19 protein-coding genes, 2 tRNA genes and 1 pseudogene are annotated in these 23343 nt (G+C 64.9%); 6 read left to right on the top strand and 16 right to left on the bottom strand.

The window, feature by feature from the left end:
• Positions 1-430: IS4 family transposase (locus D580_RS0109560; RefSeq protein WP_018954175.1), on the top strand; the 430-nt coding region annotated here is incomplete at its 5' end.
• A 21-nt stretch (positions 431-451) separates the two neighbouring features.
• Here the strand turns inward: D580_RS0109560 and D580_RS0109565 are convergent.
• Positions 452-976 carry a GNAT family N-acetyltransferase gene (locus tag D580_RS0109565; protein ID WP_018954176.1) on the bottom strand — a complete coding sequence of 175 codons (525 nt, stop codon included), beginning with the start codon at positions 974-976 and terminating at the stop codon, positions 452-454.
• 567 nt (positions 977-1543) lie between these two features.
• Between D580_RS0109565 and D580_RS0109570 the strand changes: the two genes are divergently transcribed.
• Complete coding sequence (locus D580_RS0109570; RefSeq protein WP_038043539.1) at positions 1544-2851, top strand: methyl-accepting chemotaxis protein; 1308 nt, start codon at positions 1544-1546, stop codon at positions 2849-2851.
• Positions 2852-2953: 102 nt separating this feature from the next.
• Here D580_RS0109570 and D580_RS0109575 read toward each other — a convergent pair whose 3' ends face one another.
• The 6 genes and pseudogenes from D580_RS0109575 to D580_RS0109600 form a co-directional block, all read right to left on the bottom strand.
• Positions 2954-3517 (bottom strand): CPBP family intramembrane glutamic endopeptidase, encoded by a 564-nt coding sequence (locus D580_RS0109575; protein ID WP_018954178.1) that lies wholly within the window; start codon positions 3515-3517, stop codon positions 2954-2956.
• Positions 3518-3850, bottom strand: a complete 333-nt coding sequence (locus D580_RS0109580; protein WP_018954179.1) for a hypothetical protein — start codon at positions 3848-3850, stop codon at positions 3518-3520.
• Positions 3851-4023: 173 nt separating this feature from the next.
• A pseudogene (locus D580_RS0109585) lies at positions 4024-4257 on the bottom strand (CDGSH iron-sulfur domain-containing protein); the annotation flags it as partial.
• A gap of 91 nt (positions 4258-4348) precedes the next feature.
• Positions 4349-5074 carry a DNA polymerase III subunit epsilon gene (gene dnaQ, locus D580_RS0109590; RefSeq protein ID WP_018954180.1) on the bottom strand — a complete coding sequence of 242 codons (726 nt, stop codon included), beginning with the start codon at positions 5072-5074 and terminating at the stop codon, positions 4349-4351.
• Between the two features lie 240 nt (positions 5075-5314).
• The gene (rnhA, locus tag D580_RS0109595) at positions 5315-5767 is read right to left on the bottom strand and encodes a ribonuclease HI (RefSeq protein WP_018954181.1); all 453 of its coding nucleotides are present in this window, start codon (positions 5765-5767) and stop codon (positions 5315-5317) included.
• Positions 5760-6506: a class I SAM-dependent methyltransferase gene (locus D580_RS0109600; protein ID WP_231363531.1), complete on the bottom strand. Its 747-nt coding sequence runs from the start codon at positions 6504-6506 to the stop codon at positions 5760-5762. Before D580_RS0109600 ends, rnhA begins: the two co-directional genes overlap by 8 nt.
• Before the next feature lie 139 nt (positions 6507-6645).
• Between D580_RS0109600 and D580_RS0109605 the strand changes: the two genes are divergently transcribed.
• The 3 genes from D580_RS0109605 to D580_RS0109615 are packed head-to-tail and all read left to right on the top strand — an operon-like array spanning position 6646 to position 9992.
• Positions 6646-8316, top strand: a complete 1671-nt coding sequence (locus D580_RS0109605; RefSeq protein ID WP_018954183.1) for a LysM peptidoglycan-binding domain-containing protein — start codon at positions 6646-6648, stop codon at positions 8314-8316.
• Positions 8317-8338: 22 nt separating this feature from the next.
• Positions 8339-9169 carry a Stp1/IreP family PP2C-type Ser/Thr phosphatase gene (locus tag D580_RS0109610; protein WP_018954184.1) on the top strand — a complete coding sequence of 277 codons (831 nt, stop codon included), beginning with the start codon at positions 8339-8341 and terminating at the stop codon, positions 9167-9169.
• Between the two features lie 7 nt (positions 9170-9176).
• Positions 9177-9992, top strand: coding sequence for an FHA domain-containing protein (locus tag D580_RS0109615; RefSeq protein ID WP_018954185.1), 816 nt, complete (start codon positions 9177-9179; stop codon positions 9990-9992).
• A 158-nt stretch (positions 9993-10150) separates the two neighbouring features.
• Here the strand turns inward: D580_RS0109615 and D580_RS0109620 are convergent, their stop codons facing one another.
• The 4 genes from D580_RS0109620 to D580_RS0109635 form a co-directional block, all read right to left on the bottom strand.
• On the bottom strand, positions 10151-11827 hold the full coding sequence (locus tag D580_RS0109620) for an ABC transporter ATP-binding protein (RefSeq protein ID WP_018954186.1): 1677 nt from the start codon (positions 11825-11827) through the stop codon (positions 10151-10153).
• Positions 11828-11948: 121 nt separating this feature from the next.
• A complete protein-coding gene (locus D580_RS0109625; RefSeq protein WP_018954187.1) occupies positions 11949-13145 on the bottom strand; it encodes an ABC transporter permease in 1197 nt (398 codons plus the stop codon).
• Complete coding sequence (locus D580_RS0109630) at positions 13138-14520, bottom strand: ABC transporter permease (RefSeq protein WP_018954188.1); 1383 nt, start codon at positions 14518-14520, stop codon at positions 13138-13140. The genes D580_RS0109625 and D580_RS0109630 overlap by 8 nt, the downstream gene beginning before the upstream one ends.
• Positions 14521-14651: 131 nt before the next feature.
• Positions 14652-16520: a peptide-binding protein gene (locus D580_RS0109635; RefSeq protein WP_018954189.1), complete on the bottom strand. Its 1869-nt coding sequence runs from the start codon at positions 16518-16520 to the stop codon at positions 14652-14654.
• A gap of 322 nt (positions 16521-16842) precedes the next feature.
• Here D580_RS0109635 and D580_RS0109640 point away from each other — a divergent pair, with 322 nt between their 5' ends.
• Positions 16843-17631 (top strand): enoyl-ACP reductase FabI, encoded by a 789-nt coding sequence (locus tag D580_RS0109640; protein WP_012637518.1) that lies wholly within the window; start codon positions 16843-16845, stop codon positions 17629-17631.
• A gap of 104 nt (positions 17632-17735) precedes the next feature.
• Here D580_RS0109640 and D580_RS0109645 read toward each other — a convergent pair whose 3' ends face one another.
• The 5 genes from D580_RS0109645 to lon form a co-directional block, all read right to left on the bottom strand.
• On the bottom strand, positions 17736-19637 hold the full coding sequence (locus tag D580_RS0109645; RefSeq protein WP_018954190.1) for a SurA N-terminal domain-containing protein: 1902 nt from the start codon (positions 19635-19637) through the stop codon (positions 17736-17738).
• 363 nt (positions 19638-20000) lie between these two features.
• Positions 20001-20077, bottom strand: a tRNA-Asp gene (locus tag D580_RS0109650).
• Positions 20078-20105: 28 nt separating this feature from the next.
• A tRNA-Val gene (locus tag D580_RS0109655) sits at positions 20106-20181 on the bottom strand.
• 12 nt (positions 20182-20193) lie between these two features.
• Complete coding sequence (locus D580_RS0109660) at positions 20194-20466, bottom strand: HU family DNA-binding protein (protein WP_018954191.1); 273 nt, start codon at positions 20464-20466, stop codon at positions 20194-20196.
• A gap of 344 nt (positions 20467-20810) precedes the next feature.
• Positions 20811-23243: an endopeptidase La gene (gene lon, locus D580_RS0109665; RefSeq protein ID WP_018954192.1), complete on the bottom strand. Its 2433-nt coding sequence runs from the start codon at positions 23241-23243 to the stop codon at positions 20811-20813.
• Positions 23244-23343 lie beyond the last annotated feature (100 nt).

Below are 23343 nucleotides of genomic sequence, written 5' to 3' on the forward strand. Positions count from 1 at the left end.
GTTCTACACGCAGCAAAATTACTCTACCCACCTGCGCCGAATTCGCTTCAAGGACCCAGAGAGCGGCAAGACGCTGGTCTTCCTGACCAATCTGTTCGCACCGCCGCCAGCCACGATCTGTGCCCTGTACAAAGCGCGCTGGCAAGTCGAGCTCTTCTTCAAGTGGATCAAGCAACACCTGCGCATCAAGAAGTTCCTGGGCACCTCAGAGAATGCGGTCAAGACACAGATCTGGAGTGCTGTGTCGGTTTATGTGTTGGTGGCCATTGTCAAGAAACGATTGGACCTGCAGGTTTCTCTCTACACTTTGCTACAGATTTTCTCGATCACGCTGTTCGAGAAAATGCCGTTAAATACGGCATTCTTGGATGCAAACTACAGCTGCGATGATCCTGAGTCTCGTAACCAATTGAATCTGTTCGATTCTTAACCGGACACTAGTGATTACCGATCAAGCCAGATCAAAACCCAGCCCCGAACGGCAATCCAGCGCCATATGGAAATTACGGAACATCATGCCCCGCAGGGGCACGATGCGGTGTTCCACCAACCGGAAGCCGGCGTGCTCGAAGAAGGGTCGCGCGGTGATGCTGGCATCGGTGGTCAGACGGCGCACGCCCCGCTCCAGGGCCCAAGCCCGGGCATGGTCCAGCAGGGCGGTGCCGATACCGCGCCGCAGGTGGCCGGGGTCCACGAACAGCATGTCCACATGCCCGTTGGCTTCCATGGCGATGAACCCGACCACCTGCCCCTGCACCACGTAGACGAACACAGCGCAGCGGGCCAGACGCCGGCACCAGGAGGGCTGATCCGGGGGGTCGGGGGCCCAGGCCTCAACCTGCTCGGGGATATAGTCCCGGGCCGCCACCTTGCGCACCGCGTCCTGGAACACCCGCAGAACGGCGTTCAGGTCCTCATCCTCGAACTCGCGGATGGTCCAGCCACCCCCCTGCACCTCGCTTCCCTGCCATTGCATGCTCGAAGGCTCCCGGGGCTAGTGCTGACAGGATGATGGGCGAAGGCACGGCACGCAGATCGCACAGCCGGACATGGCCGGATGACCCGCGAGAAGACAGGAACGAGCGGTGAGCACCATCGGACAGGATGGCCTGTTCACCATGGATCCCCCAGTTTGTATGAATCAGCCCTTGATGAGCCGCTTTCAGGCCTGGAACTTGCCTGAAGCCGCATTTATGACCATGGAGCATAGACCCTGATCAGAATTTAGCCAGCCGGTTGACCCGGTTCTGCGCAGACCGGGTCAACTTCTCCGCACATCCGCGACCCGGATTTCCCTTGGGCGCTTACTGGCCTGATCTGCCCCACCTGTACACTCCAAAACCACCATCAGCCACCTGGAAGGCGAATCTCAAAATCTCTATCTATATGTTTATACTATGGATAAGATCAAAAACTGATCTCAGGGCAAGCGAATACTGGCACTTCACTGGCGCATTCCCAGGAATCATGTACAATTAGTGTACATGTTATGCACAAGATAGCCATAACCACCGTGGTCACGCGCATCCTCCGGGGAGGCCTCATGATTCTGAACAAGCGCTTGCACAACGAACTGGCCGAATGTCGACAGGCCCTGGCCGAGACCCGCTTCGCATTCGATGCCATCAGGGCCTCGGTGGCCTACATTGAATTCACGCCAGATGGGCAAATCCTGGATGTGAACGAGCACTTCCTGGCCGCCACGGGCCATACCCGGGATGTCGTGCTCGGCGCCCATCATCGCCTGTTCTGTGAACCGTCCTACGTCAAGTCCACTGAATACAGGCAATTCTGGGAGCGGCTCGCCCGGGGCGAATCCCATGCAGGCACCTTCCCCCGCCGCATGGCGGATGGCAGGCGCCTCTGGCTGGAAGCCACCTATTTCCCCGTCAGGGACGCCTCGGGCAGGGTCACCCGGGTGATCAAGATCGCCTCCGACGTGACTGCCAAGCAGGAACAGCTGCGCGATCAGGCGGCCGTGTTCCAGGCCCTGGACCGGTCCATGGCCGTCATCTCCTTCACCCCCGAGGGCCAGATCCTGGATGCCAATCGCAACTTCCTGGATGCCGTGGGCTATCGGCTGGACGAGGTCCGCGGACGACATCACCGCATGTTCTGCGACGAGGCCTTCTACCGCGATCACCCCCATTTCTGGGAACAGCTTGCTGCCGGGGAATTGATGACCGGCAAGTTCCGCCGGCTGCGTTCCGATGGCCGCGAGCTCTGGCTCGAGGCCAGCTACAACCCGATCCTGGACGAACAGGGCAGGACCGTGAAGGTGATCAAATTCGCCACCGACATCACCGAAAGCGTCGACGCCGCCAACAAGATCCGCGACGCATCCGCTGTGGCCTACTCCACGGCACAGCAGACCGCCGACAACGCCGGACGGGGCTACACGTCCCTGCTTGCCTCGGTGGAGAACTCGGAACAGATCCGCGCGCTCATCGAAGAGGCCAAGCGCGCCATCCACGACCTCAACAGCCAGTCCAAGAACATCGAGACCATCGTCGCCACCATCAGCAGCGTCGCCTCCCAGACCAACCTGCTGGCGCTCAACGCCGCCATCGAGGCGGCCCGCGCCGGGGAACACGGTCGCGGATTTGCCGTGGTGGCCGACGAGGTCCGCCAGCTGGCCGCCCGCACCAGTGCCGCGACGGAGGAAATCACCCGCGTACTCCAGGGCAATCTCCAGTACACCACGGAGATCGTCACGCGCATCGAGAACGTCAGCGAGGCCGCGGAAAGGGGCCGCCAGCAGGTCATCTCCGCGGGTACCCTGGTAGACGAGATCCGCAGCGGGGCCACCCACGTGGTGGACCTGGTGTCCTCGATTCCCAGGGTGGCGTGAGGCAAGCCTTCCCGGGGAGCCGCTGAACGCCAGCAGACTCGCAGGCTAGAATGCATGGCACAGGCACCCTGGGTGCCGTCACCGCAGCGGGAGCAAGGAGAGTCAGCTGCGCTGATCATCCATACCCGAGGGCCTGACATCGCCTGGCAGGGCAAACGGACCCAGGGGCGCACGCTGCCGCATCAAACGATCCACGATCAACACGAGCACGATGAGTGCAACGGCCCCCACCCACCAGTCCTGCCGCAACTGCTCGATGCCGTACGACTCATGGTAATCCGCGCCCTGAACAACAACACCATGCAGCTCCCAGAACCAGACCAGCAGATTGTAAAGCGCATGGGCCAGGATCGGGGCCCAGAGGGTTCGGGTCTTCAAATACAACAGCGCCAGGCCAAAGCCGGTGACGGCCGCAGCCAGAGTATCGGGATGCACGGCACCAAACAGGGCTGAGCTGACCACCACACCCACCCAGAGGCCCCACTTCTGCGCCAGGCGATGCAGCAGGTAGCCGCGAAAAAGGATCTCCTCGATCAGTGGCGCAAGCACCACGAGAGACACGAGGTTCAGCAGATTTGCCAAAACGGGGATACTGCCATCCGATGCGACGTAGATGATCGGGTAGAAGGCCCAGGCCAGCCACCAATCCACGAAATCCGGCAGCACTTAGGATACGGGGATGTGGAACAGGACAATCAGCACCGTGGAAGCAGAAAAGGTCATCACGACCACGAGCAGCGTCGGCGCAATATCCTTCGAATCGAAGCCGCGCCCGAAAATCCTCGCGGGCTCCAGACGAACCCAGTAGGCCATGAAGAGGATGAACAGGGCCATCGTGCCCTGCATGTAGTAAATAGCCGCGAGATCAAAGCGGTACCACTCGCCTTCGACCCAATGGTATGCGAACTCGTAACGTCCCGGCGCCCAGTACCACAGCACCAGGATGGCCAGCAGGCAGTAACGGATCTGGGGAAGGCGTGATGAAACTTCTGATTTCATGTCACATCCCTGTGATCAAAACGAGCTGAGCCGGCCTCTGTCCGACCGCGTCAAGCTTCATAACGCCGGCGACACAAACAACAGTCTACCTGCGATTCGACTGAAGCCATTTCTGCCTCCATGCGCGCGCAAGCCCTGCGCGCATGGAGGCATTACACCACTTAAAGCTTGTTATGGCTACCATCGCAGAACGGCACATTCCCCGTGCGCTTGCACTGGCACAGCCAGGCCTCGCCGGTCTTCTCGGCGGTGAAGGCCACCGGTTCGCAACCGCTGCCCTGGTGGGATCCGTCGCAGAACGGCTGCTTCTTGGACTTGCCGCATGCGCACCAGAAGTATTTCTTGCCCGCCTCCAGCTGCACGGCGATGGGCTGCTTGGCGGCGATCTCGGGCTTGCAGTTGCTCATGTAAAAGTCTCCTTCGGGTTGCTTGCTTGTCAGTGACTTGTTGTCGGTTGTTGTTCACTGCCCTGCCCTGCTGCGGCGCAGGGATCGGGGACTACCAGGGGGACGGCGGATCGAGCTTTTCCAACAGACGGGTGTGGGCCTGCAATTCCGCCTCCGAGGGGCGGATGACCCGCAGGCGCGCGCGGCCCTCGGGCAGACGCCGGATGCGCTCGGCGCGCGCCTCGCCATTGGCGCCCGCAGTCTCGCCGCCCAGGGAGAGGGTGGTCTGACCGCCGGTCATGGCGAGATAGACATCCGCCAGGATGCGGGCGTCGAGCAGGGCGCCGTGCAACTCGCGGCCGGAGTTGTCGATCTGGTAGCGCTTGCACAGGGCGTTCAGGCTGTTGCGCTGGCCCGGGTGCATGCGCCGGGCCAGGTCCAGGGTGTCCAGGATGGTCGAGTAGTCGGTCACCTGGCCACGGGCGGCGTCCAGCAGCTTGAGCTCATGGTCCAGGAAGCCCACGTCGAAGGGGGCATTGTGGATCACCAGCTCGGCGCCGCGGATGAACTCCAGGAACTCGTCCACCACGTCGGCGAAGCGCGGCTTGTCGGCCAGAAACTCGTTGCTGATGCCGTGTACCGCCAGCGCGCCCTCGTCGATCTCCCGGTCCGGCTGCAGGTAGTGGTGAAAAGTGCGCCGGGTGATGCGTCGCCCCACCAGCTCCACGCAACCGATCTCGATGATGCGATGACCCTGGGCAGGCTCAAGACCGGTGGTTTCCGTATCCAGCACCACCTGACGGTGGTTGTTATCGAGCATCTCGACGGGGTTGTTCATGGGGGTTCTCGGTTCAGGCGTTTTGGACAGACATTAAAAGATTTTGACGCGAAGACGCAAAGACGCGAAACATGAAAGACACCCAATTGGGTTCCCCGTGTCCCAGTGGCTCCGTGAGAGAAGCCTGTTTTCTGAAAGCCAGGCAAACACATGTTCTCTCACGAGGGCACGGAGTCACGGGGAAATCAGAATTTGATCAGCAATCACGGTTTTCTTCGCATCTTTGCGCCGCGTTTGCATTCAAGCCCCCGCCAGCATCTCGTCGATGGCCTCGTTGGCCAGCTGGTCGGCCAGTTCGTTTTCCGGGTGGCCGGTGTGGCCGCGTACCCAGTGCCAGGCCACGTCGTGGCGAGCGGCGGCGGCGTCCAGGCGCATCCACAGGTCCTGGTTCTTCACCGGCTTGCCGTCGGCCGTGCGCCAGCCCTTGCGCTTCCAGCCGTGGATCCACTGGGTCAGGCCCTGCTTCACGTACTGGGAGTCGGTGGTCAGATCCACGGCGCAGGGGCGGGTCAGGGTCTCCAGGGCCATGATGGCGGCGGTCAGCTCCATGCGGTTGTTGGTGGTCTCGGCCTCGGCCCCCTTGAGGGTGCGCTCCCTGCCCTTGTAACGCAGCACGGCACCCCAGCCGCCGGGACCGGGATTGCCGCGACAGGCACCGTCGGTGAAGATCTCCACCCGCCGGGACTCAGCCACGACCCTGTCTCCGCAATCCGGAACCGGCCAGCCCGGCGGCCAGCCGGCGGCGAGGGCGCCAGCGGGGGCGCATGGGGGTGAGCGTGGCGACACGCTTGCGGGCAAGGATCACGTAGGCACCTCCGAAGAAAGGCCAGAAACGGGCGCCCAGTGTCTCCATGAACTGCAGGCGGCGCAACAGCCCGGCGCGCCGCAGGGGCGGACGGAAGCCGGCGGGCACGCAGGCCACCAGGTCGAAACCCAGCAGGCGCAGCCAGTCCTTGATGCGAAACACGCTGTAGTAGCGCCCGCGCCAGGGGGCCACCCCCTTGCGACCTGCGAACAGGCGTCGCAGGCCCATGAGGCTGAAGGGGTTGAAGCCGACGATGAGCAGATGCCCCTCGGGCACCAGGGTGCGGTCCACCTCACGCAGCACCTGGTGGGGATCGGAGCAGAATTCCAGCACATGGGCCAGGATCACCACGTCCAGGGTGTCGGACTGCACGGGCAGGGCCCGGGGCTGGGCCAGCACCTGGGCCGGGGGGGTGAGGCTCAGGCTCACCTGGTGGATGATGCGCGAGCCCTCCAGCAGGTCCAGGGATTCGCCCAGGTCCCCCACCTGCAGGGCATGGTAGCCGAACAGCTGGGGCACCACGCTGGCCGCATAGCGGCGCAGTTCCGCCCTGAGCGCCTCGCCGGGCGGCGTGGCGTACCAGGCACGCAGGTCCTGTCGGTCGCGGATGGCGTCGGAGGGGTTCATGGCCGACAGCATATCCCATGGGCCGTGCAAGTCCATGACAGGCCGAACGCAGCGACGTCCGACAGACGTGTAGACGACCCGATGGATGCCGCGGTTCAGGGTTGTGGAGGGTACCCCCCGGTCGCTATCCTTGGCATCCATGAACCCCATCCGTTTCATGGTCATCGCCGCGCTGCTACCCGCGGCCCTCCTGCTGAGCGCCTGCGGCAGCCTCCCCTCTCAACCCGGCGAACCGGAACGGGTTGAAATCACTGAAGAAACCGACACCGCACGACTGGCGGACGCCGAGCAGACCCTGCTCGGCCTGGAGGAGGCAACCCCCTTCCCCGACCTGACTCCCTCCCGAGACATCCCCGTGGGCGAGAGCCCGCCCAGCGAGGACATCTGGGGCCGGGTGCGCGCCGGCATGGGCATGCCCGATTACCGCCACCACCCCAGCGTCCAACCCCACATCCAGTGGCACCTGTGCCGCCCCGACTTCATCCAGCGGGTGACCGCCCGGGCGGAACCCCTGCTGCACTACATCCTGGAAGAGATCGAGGCCCGGGACCTGCCCACGGAGCTGTTGCTCCTGCCCATCGTGGAAAGCGCCTACCTGCCCTTCGCCTATTCCCACGGCCGCGCGGCGGGCATCTGGCAGTTCATCCCCTCCACCGGGCGCCACTTCGGCCTGAAGCAGAACTGGTGGTATGACGGGCGCCGCGATATTCACGCCTCCACCACCGCCGCCCTGGACTACCTACAGCAGCTCAACCAGCGCTTCGACGGCGACTGGTTGCTGGCGCTCGCCGCCTACAACGCCGGCCAGGGCACCGTGGCCCGGGCCATCCAGAGGAACGAGCGCCTGGGCCGCCCCACGGACTTCTGGAGCCTGGACCTGCCCCGGGAGACCCGCCAGTACGTGCCCAAGCTGCTGGCCCTGCGCAGCCTGGTGGAAGACCCCTGGGCCTACCACGTGGAGCTCTGGCCGGTACCCGACGAGCCCTACCTGGAACTGGTGCAGCTGGACGGCCAGCTGGACCTCGCCGTGGCGGCGCGCCTGGCGGGCCTGGACCTGGAAGAGGTCTATCAGCTCAACCCGGGCTTCAACCGCTGGGCCACCGATCCTGAAGGCCCCCACCACCTGCTGCTGCCGCGCGACCGTGCCCCGGCCTTCCGCGAGGGCTTGGCCGCCCTGGATGCCTCCGAGCGGGTGGTGTGGAACCGCCACCGCATCCAGGAGGGCGAGACCCTGATCCACATCGCCCGCCAGTACCGCACCACCGTGGCCATGCTGCAGAGCACCAACAACATTCGCGGCAGCAACATCCGCGCCGGCCAGTACCTGCTGGTGCCGAGCGCCAGCGAACCGGCCTCCACCTACACCCTGACGGCCGACCAGCGCCGCACCCAGACCCAGGCGCGCGGACCGGCCGGCCGGGTCCAGCACCAGCACCTGGTCCAGGCGGGTGACACCTTCTGGGGCCTGTCCCGGCGCTACAACGTCTCGGTGCAGGAACTGGCCCGCTGGAACGGCATGGCCCCCGGCGACACCCTGCGCCCCGGACAGCGCCTGTCCGTGTGGCTGAGCAGCGACGCAGGCCCGGTGGCCTCGGCAGGTCCGGCCGCGCTCCAGAACCCCGCCGCGCGGCGCCAGACGGTGAACTACGCCGTGCGCCCCGGGGACTCCCTGGCCAGCATCGGCCAGCGCTTCCAGGTCAGCGTGGCTGACATCCGCCGCTGGAACAACCTGGGCAACGGCAACCTGATCCGCCCCGGACAGACCCTCACCCTGTACGTGGATGTCACCAGCCAGGGCGGCGGTGCATGACGCCCCAGGACTCTGAGCGCACGTGAACGACACGGCCCCGATCCTGGTCGCCAGCCGCACCGACACCGGCCACGTGCGCAGCCACAACGAGGACGCCATCGGCAACGACCCGCACCTGGGTGTGGTGGTGCTGGCCGACGGCATGGGTGGTTATTCCAGCGGCGAGGTGGCCAGCCAGATCGCGGTCAATACCATCCTGGAAGAACTGCAGCGGGTGCTGCCCGGCCTGAACCCGGGCGAACTGGACCCGGAACTGGGTTACACCCGCCAGACCATGGCCGTACGCGAGGCCATCCTGCGGGCCAACCACAAGATCTTCCAGGCCGCCCAGCAGGACACCCGCCACGCGGGCATGGGCACCACCCTGGTGATGGCCGCCTTCCATGGCAACCAGGTGACCATCGCCCACGTGGGGGACTCACGCCTGTACCGCATGCGCGACCGGCGCCTGGAACAGCTCACCACCGACCACACCCTCATCCAGGAACTGGTGGATCACGGCTACTACAATCGCGATGAGGCACGCACCGCCCAGAACAAGAACCTGGTGACCCGCGCGCTCGGCATCGAACCCAGCGTGGCGGTGGACGTGCTCGAAGGCCTGGCCCTGCCGGGCGACGTGTACCTGCTGTGTTCCGACGGCCTGAACGACATGATCGACGACAGCACCATCGAGCACACCCTGCTGGAGGCCGCGCCCGACATCGAGGCCGCCGCCGAACGGCTGGTGGAGCAGGCCCTCAACTCGGGCGGACGGGACAACGTCTCCGTGGTGCTGACGCGGGTGCTGGATACCCACCCGAAGGAGCTGCCGTGGTATAAACGGATCACGAAGATCCTAAAACGCAGCTAGGACAGCCATGGCCCGTCTCATCCTCACGCTCAACGACCAGGTCCTGAAGGACATCCCGCTCAGCCGGGAGACCCTGACCATCGGTCGCAAGCCGGACAACGACATCCATCTGGACAACCACGCGGTCAGCGGCTACCACGCCCAGATCATCACCCTCCTCAACGACAGTTTCATCGAGGACCTGGGCAGCACCAACGGCACCTGGGTCAACGGCGTGCGCATCCGCAAGCGGGCGCTGCAGGAAGGCGACGAGATCAACATCCATCACTATCGCCTGCGCTTCACCCACCAGACCGGTCCGGTGAAGACCCTGGCGCCCGAGAACCTGGAAAAGACCATGATCGTGCGCATGGATGCCCTGGGCCTGCCCCAGACCCAGGCCGATGCCGGCATGGAAAAGGCCGTGCGCAAGATCGAGGCCACCCCTGCCCCGGCACCGGCGGCGAAACCCGCCGCACCGGCACCCGCCCGGAGCCGGCCGGAGCCCCTGCCTGCCATCACGCCCTCCAGGTCCGCGGCCGCAGCAACCCCTGCTCCGCAACCCGCGACGGCGGGCACCGGCTCGCTGCGCATCCTGTCCGGCCCGAACGCCGGACGCAGCCTGGAACTCGTGAAGAACCTCACCACCCTGGGCCGGCCCGGCGTCCAGGTGGCCGCCATCACCAAGCGCGCCCAGGGCTACGTGCTGGTGCGCGTGGACGCTGGCGCCAGCGGCGAATCCCCCAAGGTCAACGACCAGCCCATCGGCAACCAGGCCCGCCTGCTCAAGCATGGCGACACCATCGATATCGCAGGCATTCGGATGGAGTTTGTGACCAAGTAAGAAGTGGGGAGCGGGAAGTAAGACGTGGGAAGTGAGAAGTGAGAAGTGAGAGGTGAGAAGTGAGAAGTGAGAAGTGTAAACCAATCCCTACTTCGCACTTCCCAATTCACACTTCCAACTTCCTTTCCCACTTCCCAATTCACATTTCCAACTTCCATTCACGCCACCAGATCCAGCCTCGGCACCGCCGCCAGCAGCTTGCGGGTGTAATCGTCCCGGGGACGGTTGCTCACCTGCTCCGTCGGACCGTACTCCACCACCCGCCCCTGATACATCACCGCCATGGTGTCGGCCAGGTATTCCACCACGCCGATGTTGTGGGTGATGAACAGCAGCGTGAGGCCGCGCTCCGCCTTCAGGGCCAGGAGGATCTGCAGGATCTCCGCCTGCACCGAGACGTCCAGCGCGCTGGTCACCTCGTCGCAGACGATGAAGCTCGGGTTGAGCACCAGGGCCCGGGCGATGCCGATGCGCTGACGCTGACCGCCGGAGAACTCATGGGGATAGCGCCACAGGCTGTCGGCGGGCAGCTGCACCTGGTCGAGCACCTGCTGGGCCAGGTGCAGGCGCTCCTCCAGGGACTCGCCGATGCCATGCACCGCCATGGGTTCGGTGAGCGCCCCGGCCACGGTCATGCGCGGATTCAGCGACGAGGCCGGGTCCTGGAAGATGATCTGCATGCGCCTGCGGAAGGGACGCATCTCCCGGGGGCTGAGCGTGGTGATGTCCTCGCCTTCGAAACGCACCGAGCCGCTGGTGATGTCCTGCAGCCGCAGGATGCCCCGTCCCAGGGTGGTCTTGCCGCAGCCGGACTCCCCCACCAGGGCGAGTACCTGACCCTGGGGGATGCTGAGCGTCACGCCGTCCACGGCGCGCACGTGATCCACCACCCGGCGCATCAGCCCCTTGCGCACCGGGAAGTGAATGCGCACATCGTTCAATTCCACCAGGGGCGCCTCGGCGATCCGCGGCGGATGAACCGCAGCCACTGACTCGATCACCGTCGACGCCCGGCGCTTGCGCAGGTTCTCGGGCAGCGCATCGATGAGCTGGCGGGTGTAGGGATGCTGCGGTTCGGTGAGCACCTTCTTCACCTCGCCGGTCTCCACGATCTTGCCCAGTTGCATCACCGCCAGGCGCCGGGCCATCTGGGCCACCACGCCGAAGTCGTGGGTGATGAACAGGATGCCCATGCCGTTTTTCTCCTGCAGCTCGCGCATCAGGCGCAGGATCTCCGCCTGCACGGTCACGTCCAGGGCGGTGGTGGGTTCGTCGGCGATGAGCAGGTCCGGCTCGCAGGCCATGGCCATGGCGATCATCACCCGCTGGCGCTGGCCGCCGGAGAGGCGATGGGGAAACTCGTGGAAGCGTTCCTCCGGCTTGGGGATCTGCACCTGGGCGAGCGCCGCCACGGCGCGCTCACGGGCCTCGGCATCGCCCATCTCGGGACGGTGCAGCCGCAGGGCCTCGACGATCTGGTCGCCCACAGTGAACACCGGGTTGAGCGAGGTCATGGGCTCCTGGAAGATCATGCTGATGCGGCTGCCGCGGATCTGCCGGCGCCGCTCCTCGGAGAGCCTGAGCATGTCCACCCGCTCGATGCGCCCGTCGGGCTGACGATCCTCGAACCAGATCTCGCCGCCCGGATGGCTGCTGATGTCCCGGGGCAGGAGCTGGATCACCGACAGGGCCGAGACCGACTTACCGCTGCCCGACTCCCCCACCAGGCAGAAGGTCTCACCCCGCTCGATGTGAAAGCTCACGTCATCCACCGCCTTGACGGTCTCCCCGCCGGCACGCAGATGGGTCTGGAGATTTTTCACTTCAAGCAGCATGTGATTTCCCGAACAACCAAGATCTTGCCGCAGAGACGCAAAGGCGCGGAGAACTGTGCATGGACGACTCCTGCTTTACTCATCACTGATCTCTGCGTCTCCGCGCCTCTGCGGCGTAATGTCAGGCGTTTTTCTTCAAGTGCGGATCCAGCGCGTCGCGCAGGGACTCGCCCACCAGGTTGTAGGCGAACACCGTGAGGAAGATGGCGCCGCCCGGGAAGGCCGCCATCCACCAGTTGAAGGTGGAGGACTGCACCGCCTGGTTGAGCATCTGGCCCCAGGAGGGATCGTCCACCAGGCCCAGACCCAGGAAGCTCAGCGTGGCCTCGGCGAGGATGGCGGAGGCCACGCCGAAGCTCGCCGCTACCAGGATGGGCGCGGCGCCGTTGGGCAGCATGTGGCGGAACAGGATGGAGCGTAGCGGCAGGCCACAGGCGATCGCCGCCTGAACATAATCCTGTTGTCGCAGCTTGAGGAACTCGGCGCGCACATAGCGGGCATAGCCCGACCAGGAGGTGATGCCGATGATGATCATCATCATGTACAGGCTGCGGCCGAAGAAGGCCACGAATGTCAGCAAAAGGAACAGGGTGGGAATGGCCTCGAAGATCTCCACCAGGCGCATGCCGATGATGTCCACGATGCCGGAGAAATAGCCCATCAGACCGCCGATGATCACGCCGATGCCGAGCGCGATGCCCGTGGCGATGAAGCCGATGGCCAGGGCGATGCGCGAGGCGTGGATCATGCGCGAGAGCACGTCTGCGCCGTTCTCCTCGGTGCCCAGCCAGTGGCGCCGCTCGGCGCTCTCAAGCGGCGCCTCGAGACCGGTGTCGCCGAAGTCACGCAGGTAGTCCTTGGGTGAATAGGGGATGGGCGCACGCCACACCCAGTCATACTGCCCGGCGGCCTCCGCCTCCCGGTACTGCTCGAAGATCACCAGGGACGGCGGCGTGATCAGGCTGTAGCTGAGTGTCGCGCTCAGCGCCAGCACGCCCAGCACCACCGCCAGGCGCTTGCGGAACGCCACCCGCCAGAACAGCACCGCTACCGCGGCCAGAAAGACCGCCAGAATGGTGACATCCGCGGGCGTCAGATGGCGTAGCACAGGGCTGGAGAGCCGCCCGCCCTCGGAGAGCAGCAGGGGATGACTGGTGGCGATGAAGGGCGCGAACACCGACACGCCCACCAGCACCAGGATCCAGGCGAGCCCCACACGGGCGCCCCAGCGCAGGAACACCTCGCGCAACACCTGGGCGCTGTAGCTGCGCCGGGGCGCGAGGGAGGCGGGCTTGGTGGTGGCGAGCGACTCAGTCATAGCTCACCCGCGGGTCCACGATGGCATAGCACAGATCCGCCAGCAGGTAGCCGGCCAGGGTCAGCAGGCCGCTGATCAGGGTCACCGAGAGCACCAGCTCCCGGTCGCGGCCGCGCACCGCCTCCACCGCCAGCTTACCCATACCGTCGATGCTGAAGATGGTCTCCACGATCACCGAGCCCGCCAGCAGGCTAGGCAGGAGTGTGGCGGAGACGGTGATCAGGGGCAGCAGGGAATTGCGGAACACGTGCTTCCACAACACATCGCTTTCCGATACGCCCTTGGCGCGGGCGGTGCGGGCATAGTCGGCCAGCAGGTTCTCCAGCACCGAGGAGCGGGTCAGCTTGGCCAGGAAGGCGAAGCCTCCATAGGACAGGCAGATCACCGGCAGCACCAGATGCCAGAGCCGGTCCAGCAGGAAGCCGCGCGTAAACTCCCCAGGGAAGAACTGCGCCACCAGCAGGATGCCCAGGATCACGCCCATGAGCCCCAGGGTGACGGTGCGCAGCGCCTGGAAACCGCTCCAACCGATGCCCGCAAAGGCGGCACCCACCAGCAGCGCCAGCATCATGTGGGCGGCACCGAAGCCATCGCTCACCTGCCCCGCCATGACCACGCCCGCTACGGCGCCCAGCGCGCCGAGCAGCGCCATGCGCAGGCGTGCCGTGCCGCGCAGGCTGAGCCACACCAGCAGCGCGGCGCAGAGCCCCGCCGCCAGGAACAGCAACAACACCTCGCCCAGACTGCCCCAGTGCGGCAGGAAGGGCATGTCCAGGGCCTCGCGCCGGCTGATGCCGGCGGTGGGGAACCAGCGCCAGAACTGGTCAGAGGCGAAGAAACCGATGAGCAACACGCCCGCCAGCATGGTAGGCACCGACCACAGCCCGAGCATCACCACGCTGGAACTGACATCGAAGCTGCTGCCCCGGCGGGTGGCGGCATGCACCCCCACGGCGATGGCGATGACGTAGATGATGGGAATAGAGATCACGTTCAGCAGCAGGGTGATGGGCAGGCGCTCGGCGATCAGATCCATCACCGGGCGCCCATAGCGAAAACTCATGCCCAGGTCCGAGCCCTTGAAGAAGGAGAAGCGTCCCAGCTCGCCGGTGGTCTCGTCGATCTGGAAACCCATCGGCGAGACGTTGTTCAACCAGCGCAGGTACTGCACCGGCGCCGGCTGATCCAGTCCGTAGCGGCGGTTGTAGTAGTCCTCCAGGGCCTTCTTGGCCTGGGGCTCCAGGTTCAGGCCGTCCACCAGGGCCTGGGCGCTGATGCCGCCGGGGGCCGCGGCCATGACCACGAACACCACGAGCGTGATCCCCAGCAAGGTGGGGAACATGAGCAGCAGGCGACGCAGGATATAGGTGGTCACGGGAAAGGCAATTCAAGATTCAAAGTTCAAGATTCAAAGGGCATGCGCAACCCGCCATACGTGCACTCCCCGAGATACCAACGCGCCGCCATTGAACTTTGAATATTGAATATTGAATATTGAATGTTGAATCATCTCGTATACCTCTGCATATCCGCCGGCACATAGATCTCCACCGGCACCGCACCGAGATTCAGGCCCAGGTTGGTGATCTGCAGGTTGTGCAGGCGCTGATCGATGAAGGCGAGCGTCTGGCGGCGCATGAGGAAGGTGTAGGGCTGATCCTCGTACAGGATGCGCTCGGCCTGCTGCCAGAGTGCCATGCGCGCGGCCTCGTCCACCTCGGCCCGGGCCTGGTCGATGAGCCGGTCCAGTTCGGGGTTGCGGTAGTTGATGAAGTTGTCGCCGCCGGCCACGGTCTGGCTGGAGTGGAACATCTGGTAGATGTCGGTCTCCACGCCGCTGGTCCAGCCCAGGGTGATGGCATCGAAGTCCTTGCGGGTGAGCAGGTCCAGCATCACCGACCACTCCGTGGGCCGCGGACGCAACAGGATGCCGGCCCGGGCGTAGATGTCGCGCAGGAACAGCACGATGCGCCGGGTATCCTCGTTGTCCTGGAAGAACACCAGCTCGAACTCGAAGGGCCTGCCCTGTTCGTCCACCAGGATGCCGTCACGGTTGCGGCTACGGTAACCCGCCTCGTGCAGCAGCTGCGTGGCCCGCTCGATGTCGAAGGCATAGGGTTCGAGGCTCGAGTCGTGCTGCGGGCTGCGGGGGTTGAAGGGGCTGACCGCCGGCTCCGCATAGCCCAGCATGATCTCGTCGATGATGCGCTCGATGGGCGTGAGGTGGCTCATGGCCTGGCGCACCCGCGGATCGGCGAAGCGGGTGGGACGGCCGTCCCGCTCTTGGTTCCAGCCGATGTAGTTGTAGCCGGCGGTGGGGCTCATGTACTCGAAGTGCCGGGTGCGACTGCGCAACTGTTCGTCCTCCAGCAGGCGCTGGTACTCGCGGGGACGGGCGCCGTAGGCGTCGATCTCGCCGTTGCGGAAGGTGGTCAGGCGGGCGCTGTCGTTCTCGATGACACGCCAGAGCACCCGGTTGAAGGGCGGATCCACCGGCCCCCAGTAGCGGGGATTGCGCACCAGCTCCACCAGGCCCTGGTCCGGGGTCCAGCCCTCGGGGTCGGACAGCCGGTAGGGGCCGGAGCCCAGCAGCAGGCCGCGGGAACGGTTGAAGGCCTCGGGATCGTCCAGAAAACGCGCGTAGAAATGCCTCGGCATGATCTCCAGGCCGCCGGCCAGGGACAGGCTGTTGAAGTAGGGCTCTGCAAAGGTGAAGGCCACGGTGTGATCATCCAGGGCCTCGACCTTCTCCAGCTTCTCCAGGTAGGCCCGGGAACGGGGCGCGGCGATGGCCTCGTTCATGATGAAGGCCCAGGTGAACACCACGTCGTGGGCGGTGAGCGGCTCGCCGTCGGAGAAGTTCACGTCGGGACGCATGCGGAAGGTGATGGTGAGTCCGTCCTCGCTGATGGTCCAGTCCCGGGCGATCAGGCCCTGCCATTCCAGGGTGTCCGGATCCCGGGTGATCAGGGATTCCAGCACGTAGTTCTGCACCTCCCGGGAATAGGCGTCGGCGGACACCAGGGGGGTGATGGTGCTCAGCCCCGTGGGGAAGGCCTGGACCAGCCAGTCGCCGGGGGCGAAGTCGGGCTGGGCGGCGGCCTGTTGCGCGCGCCGGAAGGCGGGCGGGATGTCGGTCAACTGATCCCCCTCCCCTGCACCCACGGCCACGCCGCTGCGCACCCGGGTCTCCAGGGACTGCAGGGCCACGCGCACCCGGCGCAGATCGTCGGACTGCTCCTGCATGGCTCGCTGCATCTCGCTCATGCGGCTCCACTGGCGGTCCACCTGGTACATGAGCAGGATCAGCATCACGCCCAGGATGACCAGGCCAAGGATCAGGGTCAGGTCTTTGGCGGCAAAACGTGTTTCCATGGGGCTCCGTGTCCATCCAGGCCGCGAGCGGCCTCACCAGGGAGGCCGTCTCGGCTTGTTCGCGTGCAAAGTCGCCTCGACTATAGATGGATTCCGCGTCCGTTTCATCCGCCCGCGCGCCGCGCGGCAGCGGCCCGGATTGGGCGCAGCGGAGTGGAACGCCGGCACGGGGCGATAGTATGATGCGGCCATCCCCGATGGGTGATGTGCCAGCCCGTGCCGTTCGAGGCCATCCGTTGCGTTCAGACTCCCCATCGGTGAGCAGGTTCATTCGACCGCGCAGTAACCGAACATGCGCGGCGCCCAAGCACAGGAGAATCACATGGGTTTTCTCACCGGCAAGCGCGCCCTGATCGTCGGCGTGGCCAGCAACCGATCCATCGCCTACGGCATCGCCCAGGCCATGAAGCGTGAAGGCGCCGAACTGGCCTTCACCTACCAGAACGAGCGTCTCAAGGAGCGGGTGGAGAAATTCGCCGCGGAATTCGATTCCGACATCGTGGTGCCCTGCAACGTGGAAAGCGACCAGGAAGTGGAAGCGGTGTTCGAGCACCTGGACAACTACTGGGACAGCCTGGACGTGCTGGTGCACTCGGTGGCCTTCGCGCCCAAGGAGGAGCTGGAAGGCGACTTCCTGGACAACATCACCCGCGACGGCTTCCGCATCGCCCACGACATCAGCTCCTACAGCCTGGCGGCGCTGGCCAAGGCCGGGCGCCACATGATGAAGGACCGCAACGCCTCCATCATCACCCTGAGCTACCTGGGCGCGGTGCGTGCCATGCCCAGCTACAACGTCATGGGCCTGGCCAAGGCGAGCCTGGAGGCCAACGTGCGCTACCTGGCCTACACCCTGGGTCCCGAGGGCACCCGGGTGAACGCCATCTCCGCCGGCCCCATCCGCACCCTGGCCGCCGCCGGCATCGGCGACTTCCGCAAGATCCTGGATCACGTGGAGAAGAACGCCCCCCTGCGCCGCAACGTCACCATCGAGGACGTGGGCAACACCGGCGCCTTCCTGGCCTCCGACCTGTCCTCGGGCATCACCGGCGAGGTGCTCTACGTGGATTCCGGCTACAACATCATCGGGCTCGGGCCTGCGGAAGTGTGAATTGAAGTAAGAAGGGTGAATTGGGAAGTGGGAAATAAAAAAGGCGAGCCAATGGCTCGCCTTTTTCATGACTTCGTACTTCTCAATTCACCCTTCCTACTTCATCACAGGTTTTCCCTGAAGATGCGGATCTTCGCCCGGGCCTCCAGGGCCTGGTAGAGGGCCTCGAACTCCAGGCCGCCGTAGAGATTGGCCAGCTGCTGCCGGGCCTCGTTCATGCGCTCCGGACGCAGCTCGCCGGGCTCGCTGGCGTACAGGGCGACGAGCACGTAATCGCCATCGCGCAGGGACAGGCCGGAGAAGACGGGCCGATCGTTGGCGGGCCGGTTCAGGGTGAACACCCGGCTGGTCACGGCGCCCGGCAGTTCTCCGGAATCACGGGTCACCCACAGCTCCGTGGTGCTCTCACCGGGCAGACCCGCCAGGCTCTGCGCCCAGTCGCTGCCGGCCTGCAGTGCCTCCAGGGCCCTGGCGCCATCGGCCTCGGCCAGCCTGCGGCTTTCCTCCCACACCAGTTGCAGGCGGATCTCCTCGGCCACCTCTTCCAGGGGCCGGGGCGCGGCGGGCTCGTACTCGTGCAGGCGCACCACCACCACGCGCCCATCGGGCAGATCGATCAGGTCGCTGTTGCGGCCCTGGCGGACCTCCTGGCTGAAGGCCACCCGCAGCACCTCGGGCTCCGAGGCAATGCCCTCGGCAGCACCCTGGCGGGTGAACCAGTCGGTGTAGGCAATGGAAAGCCCGGTGGCCTCGGCGGCCGGCTGCAGGGTGCCGGGCTGTTCGAAGCTCTCGGTGAGCAGACGCTCGGTCAGTTCGATGTGCAGGCCTTCCACGCGGCGGCTGCGGAACTCCGCCTCCACTTCGTCGCGCACCGCCTCGAAGGGCTCGCGCCTGGAGGGCTCGATGGCCGTGAGCTTGATGATCTGCAGGCCCAGACCCGTGCGTACCGGCTGGCTCACGTCGCCCACCCGCATCGTGAACAGCACGCCCTCCAGGGTGGGATCGACATCGCCCCGGGCGATGTAGCCCAGGTCGCCACCGGCCGTCTCGGCCATGGGATCGTCGGACACGGCACGGGCCACCTCGGCAAAGTCCTCGCCGGCCTCGATGCGCGCCCGCGCTTCCCGGGCGCGCGCCTCGGCGGCGGCCTGTGCATCGGCATCCGCACCCGGCTCGATGCGGATCAGGATATGGCTGGCGCGGCGCTCTTCCGGCTGGGTGAACAGGTCGCTGCGTTGCTCGTACTCGCGGCGCAGATCGGCCTCGGTCACGCTGACCTGTTCGGCCAGGGTGGCGTCGTCCAGCAGCAGGTAGGCGAGACGCAGGCGTTCCGGGGTCTGGAACTGCTCGCCGTGCTCGGCGTAGTAGGCAGCGATCTCCTCCTCGCTCACCTGCACGCGCTCGGCATAGGCCTCGGCAGGAAAGCGGTGTACGCTCACTTGGCGGCGCTCATGACGCAGGCGCACGAAGTCCTCCACCATGGCCTCGGGCAGGAAGGCGCTGCGCTGGTAGCCGCTCTGGAACTGCTCCAGCAGCATGGCCTGGGCCACCCGGGCCTCGAACTCCGCCGGGCTGCGGCGCTGTGCCTCCATGATCTGGCGATAACGTTCCGGATCGAACACGCCGTCACGCTGGAAACCGGGCACGGCGCGGATCTCGCTGGCCACGGCCGAGGGGCTGATGCGGAAACCCTTTTCCTTGGCCATCTGTGCCACCAGTTCGCGCCGGATCAGGGTCTGCAGGGCGTTCTCCCGCATCATATCCTCGTCCACCGCCCCTGAGGGGATGCGGCCGCCGAACATCTGCGCCAACTGCTGGCGCTGCTGCTGGAATTCCTGCTGATAGGCCCGGGCGGGGATCTCCACGCCATTGACCTCAGCGACCACCTGGGTCGGAGCGCCGCCGAAGTACTCGTTCAGCCCCCAGAGGGCGAAGGGGATACTGATGAGGATGATGATCGCGTAGGCGAGCCAGCCCGTGGCCTTGTCTCTGATCTTCTGCAGCATGGTTGTGGAGTCGCTTTTGACGTTGGATTCAGTGCAATCCGCCCATGATAGCGAATTTGAGCCCGCCGGGGGATGCGGGGTTTCATGGCAAGGCTGAAAGGCCTGCCCCCTCGCCAGGACATATGTCGTCTCGACGCTGAGAAAACCAGGACAGGATGAACAGGATTTGAGCGGATTGACAGGATCAAGGCATGAACGGATCGGTTTGATTCAAGCGCCTAAATCCTGTGAATCCTGAAAAATCCTGTCCATCCTGTCCATTCATTTCTCTGCGTCTTCGTCTTGGCGAGAGAACATGGCCTTTCGACACCCAGTCCCGGGATAAGGACAAAAAAAAGGGTGCCAGAGGCACCCTTTTCAACGTGGCGGAGTGGACGGGACTCGAACCCGCGACCCCCGGCGTGACAGGCCGGTATTCTAACCAGCTGAACTACCACTCCATTTCTTCAAACACAAAACCTTGCACCTTGGTGGGTGCTGAGGGGATCGAACCCCCGACATTCGCCTTGTAAGGGCGACGCTCTACCAGCTGAGCTAAGCACCCGTTGAAGGCGCGCTAGTTTACTGCATCCTTCAGGCCTTTACCAGCCTTGAAGCTGGGCATTTTGGAAGCGGCGATCTGAATGGTTTCACCGGTGCGGGGGTTGCGGCCGGAACGCGCCTCGCGCTCGCGCACCAGGAAGGTGCCGAAGCCCACGATGGTCACCTGGTCGCCGTTCTTCAGGGCGCTGGAGATCACGTCGATCATGGCGTCCACGGCACGGGCGGCCTGGGCCTTGGGCAGATCGGAGGAGGCGGCGATGGCGTCAATGAGTTCGGATTTATTCATTCATGCATTCCTTTCGGTTAAGCAAATGGGCTACCCCGCTTCACGGGGCTCGACAAGGCGGGAAGATAACGAACTCCGCGCGCCGTGTCGCAGGAACTGGGCGCTGGCAGAGTGCTGGCGGATTCCCCAATGGTGGATCTTGTTATAAGGAAAACGTGTGGATCGCGAACTTTATACCAAGCGCCTTCAAAAGCTGTCAACACGACTCGGGCGCCATCCGTCGGGATTTGCAGAAGAAGCAGAAAAGTGTGACGCAGGCGGAAGTGATGTTCGCCTCACGTGCGCCGATGTCAAGCAAAACGCGGGCCCGAAGGCCCGCGCCATTGTCCTGCACTACGAACGGATCAGTGGTGAGGCACGCTGCGACGCTTGCCCTCGGCGGGCTTCTCCACCCGCTTGGCCTCGGCCGCCGCGTGTGCCGCCTCGGGCATCTCGGTGAGTGCGATCTCCAGCACCTGATCGATCCAGCGCACCGGCCGGATATCCAGGCGGCTCTTGATATTCTTCGGAATATCAACCAGATCCTTCTCGTTCTCCTCGGGGATCACCACCGTGGTGATGCCGCCGCGATGGGCCGCGAGCAGCTTCTCCTTGAGACCGCCGATGGGCAGCACCTCGCCGCGCAGGGTGATCTCGCCGGTCATGGCCACGTTGGCCCGCACCGGGATGCCGGTGAGTGCCGAGACCAGGGCGGTACACATGCCGATGCCGGCGCTGGGACCGTCCTTGGGCGTGGCGCCCTCGGGCACGTGGATGTGGATGTCCTTCTTCTCGTGGAAGTCCTCCGGGATGCCCAGGACCCCTGCGCGGCTGCGCACCACGGTCAGGGCCGCCTGGATGGATTCCTGCATCACGTCACCCAGCTTGCCAGTGTGCTGGATCTTGCCCTTGCCGGGCACCACCGCCGACTCGATGGTGAGCAGTTCGCCGCCCACCTCGGTCCAGGCCAGTCCAGTGACCTGGCCCACCTGGTCCTTCTCCTCGGCCACACCGTAACGGAAGCGACGCACGCCCAGGTACTTGTCCAGGTTCTTGGGCGTGATGCTGGTCTTGCGCTCGGAGGCCTTGAGCAGGTGGGTCTTGACCACCTTGCGGCAGATCTTGGAGATCTCCCGTTCGAGGTTGCGCACGCCCGCCTCGCGGGTGTAGTAACGCACGATGTCGCGGATGGCCGCCTCGCTGATGGAGAGCTCGTCCTCCTTGAGGCCGTTGTTCTTCATCTGCTTGGGCACCAGGTAATTCATGGCGATGCTGGTCTTCTCGTCCTCGGTGTAACCGGGCAGGCGGATCACCTCCATGCGGTCCAGCAGGGGCCCGGGGATGTTCATGCTGTTGGCGGTGGCCACGAACATTACGTCGGAGAGGTCGAAATCCACCTCCAGATAGTGATCGTTGAAGTTGACGTTCTGTTCCGGGTCCAGCACCTCCAGCAGGGCCGAGGCCGGATCGCCACGGAAATCCATGGCCATCTTGTCGATCTCGTCCAGCAGGAACAGCGGGTTGCGCGTGCCCACCTTGGACAGGTTCTGCACGATCTTGCCCGGCAGCGAACCGATGTAGGTGCGGCGATGGCCGCGGATCTCGGCCTCGTCACGCACGCCACCCAGGGACATGCGGGTAAACTTGCGGTTGGTGGCCCGGGCGATGGAACGGCCGAGCGAGGTCTTGCCCACGCCCGGGGGGCCCACCAGGCACAGGATGGGGCCCTTGAGCTTCTTCACCCGCTGCTGCACGGCCAGGTACTCGAGGATGCGCTCCTTGACCTTCTCCAGGCCGTAGTGGTCCTCGTCCAGGACCCGCTGGGCCTCGGCGATGTCGTTGCGCACCTTGGTCTTTTTCTTCCAGGGCACGCTCACCAGCCAGTCGATGTAGTTGCGCACCACGGTGGCCTCGGCCGACATGGGCGACATCATCTTGAGCTTGTTCAGTTCCGCAATGGCCTTCTGCTTGGCTTCCTTGGGCATGCCGGCCTTCTCGATCTTACGGGCCAGCTCCTCCGCCTCGTTGGGGGCATCTTCCAAGTCGCCCAGTTCCTTCTGGATGGCCTTCATCTGCTCGTTCAGGTAGTACTCGCGCTGGCTCTTCTCCATCTGCTGCTTGACGCGGCCACGGATGCGCTTCTCGATCTGCAGGATGTCGATCTCGCCCTCGATCAGGGACATGAGGTGCTCGAGGCGGGCACGCACGTCCTGGATCTCCAGGATCTTCTGCTTCTCGTCCAGCTTGAGCGACATGTGCGCGGCGATGGTGTCCGCCAGGCGCGCGGGGTCGTCGATGCCGGCCAGGGAGGTGAGGATCTCCGGCGGGATCTTCTTGTTGAGCTTCACGTACTGGTCGAACAGGTTGAGCACCGAACGGGTCAGCACCTCCACCTCACGCTCGTCCAGGGCACGGTCGGGCTCGATCACCGCGATGCGCGCGGCGAAGTGCTCCTCGCTGTCCACCAGGTCCACGATGCGGGCGCGCTCGGAACCCTCCACCAGCACCTTGATGGTGCCGTCGGGGAGCTTGAGCAGCTGCAGTATGGTGGACAGGGTGCCGATCCGGTGGATCTCGTCGGCGGACGGCTCGTCCACCTCGGCACTCTGCTGGGCCACCAGCAGGATCTGCTTGTTGTTGGCCATGGCCGCATCCAGGGCCCGGATAGACTTCTCGCGACCCACGAACAGGGGGATGACCATGTGGGGATAGACCACCACGTCCCGCAAGGGCAGGACAGGGACGGCCTGCAAGGGGTCCTGGGTGGCGGCCTGAGTCTTGTCGTCGGAATCCGTCATGGGATGTTTTCTCTGGTCAGTCGGGGCGGTGAACCCGGGCGTCGCCGGGCCGAACCCGCTCCGAAGGAGTGGGGTCAGGTCTATTGATGGGGGAGATCGG

It is taken from the genome of Thioalkalivibrio sulfidiphilus (genome assembly GCF_000377945.1).
Taxonomy (GTDB): domain Bacteria; phylum Pseudomonadota; class Gammaproteobacteria; order Ectothiorhodospirales; family Ectothiorhodospiraceae; genus Thioalkalivibrio_A; species Thioalkalivibrio_A sulfidiphilus_A.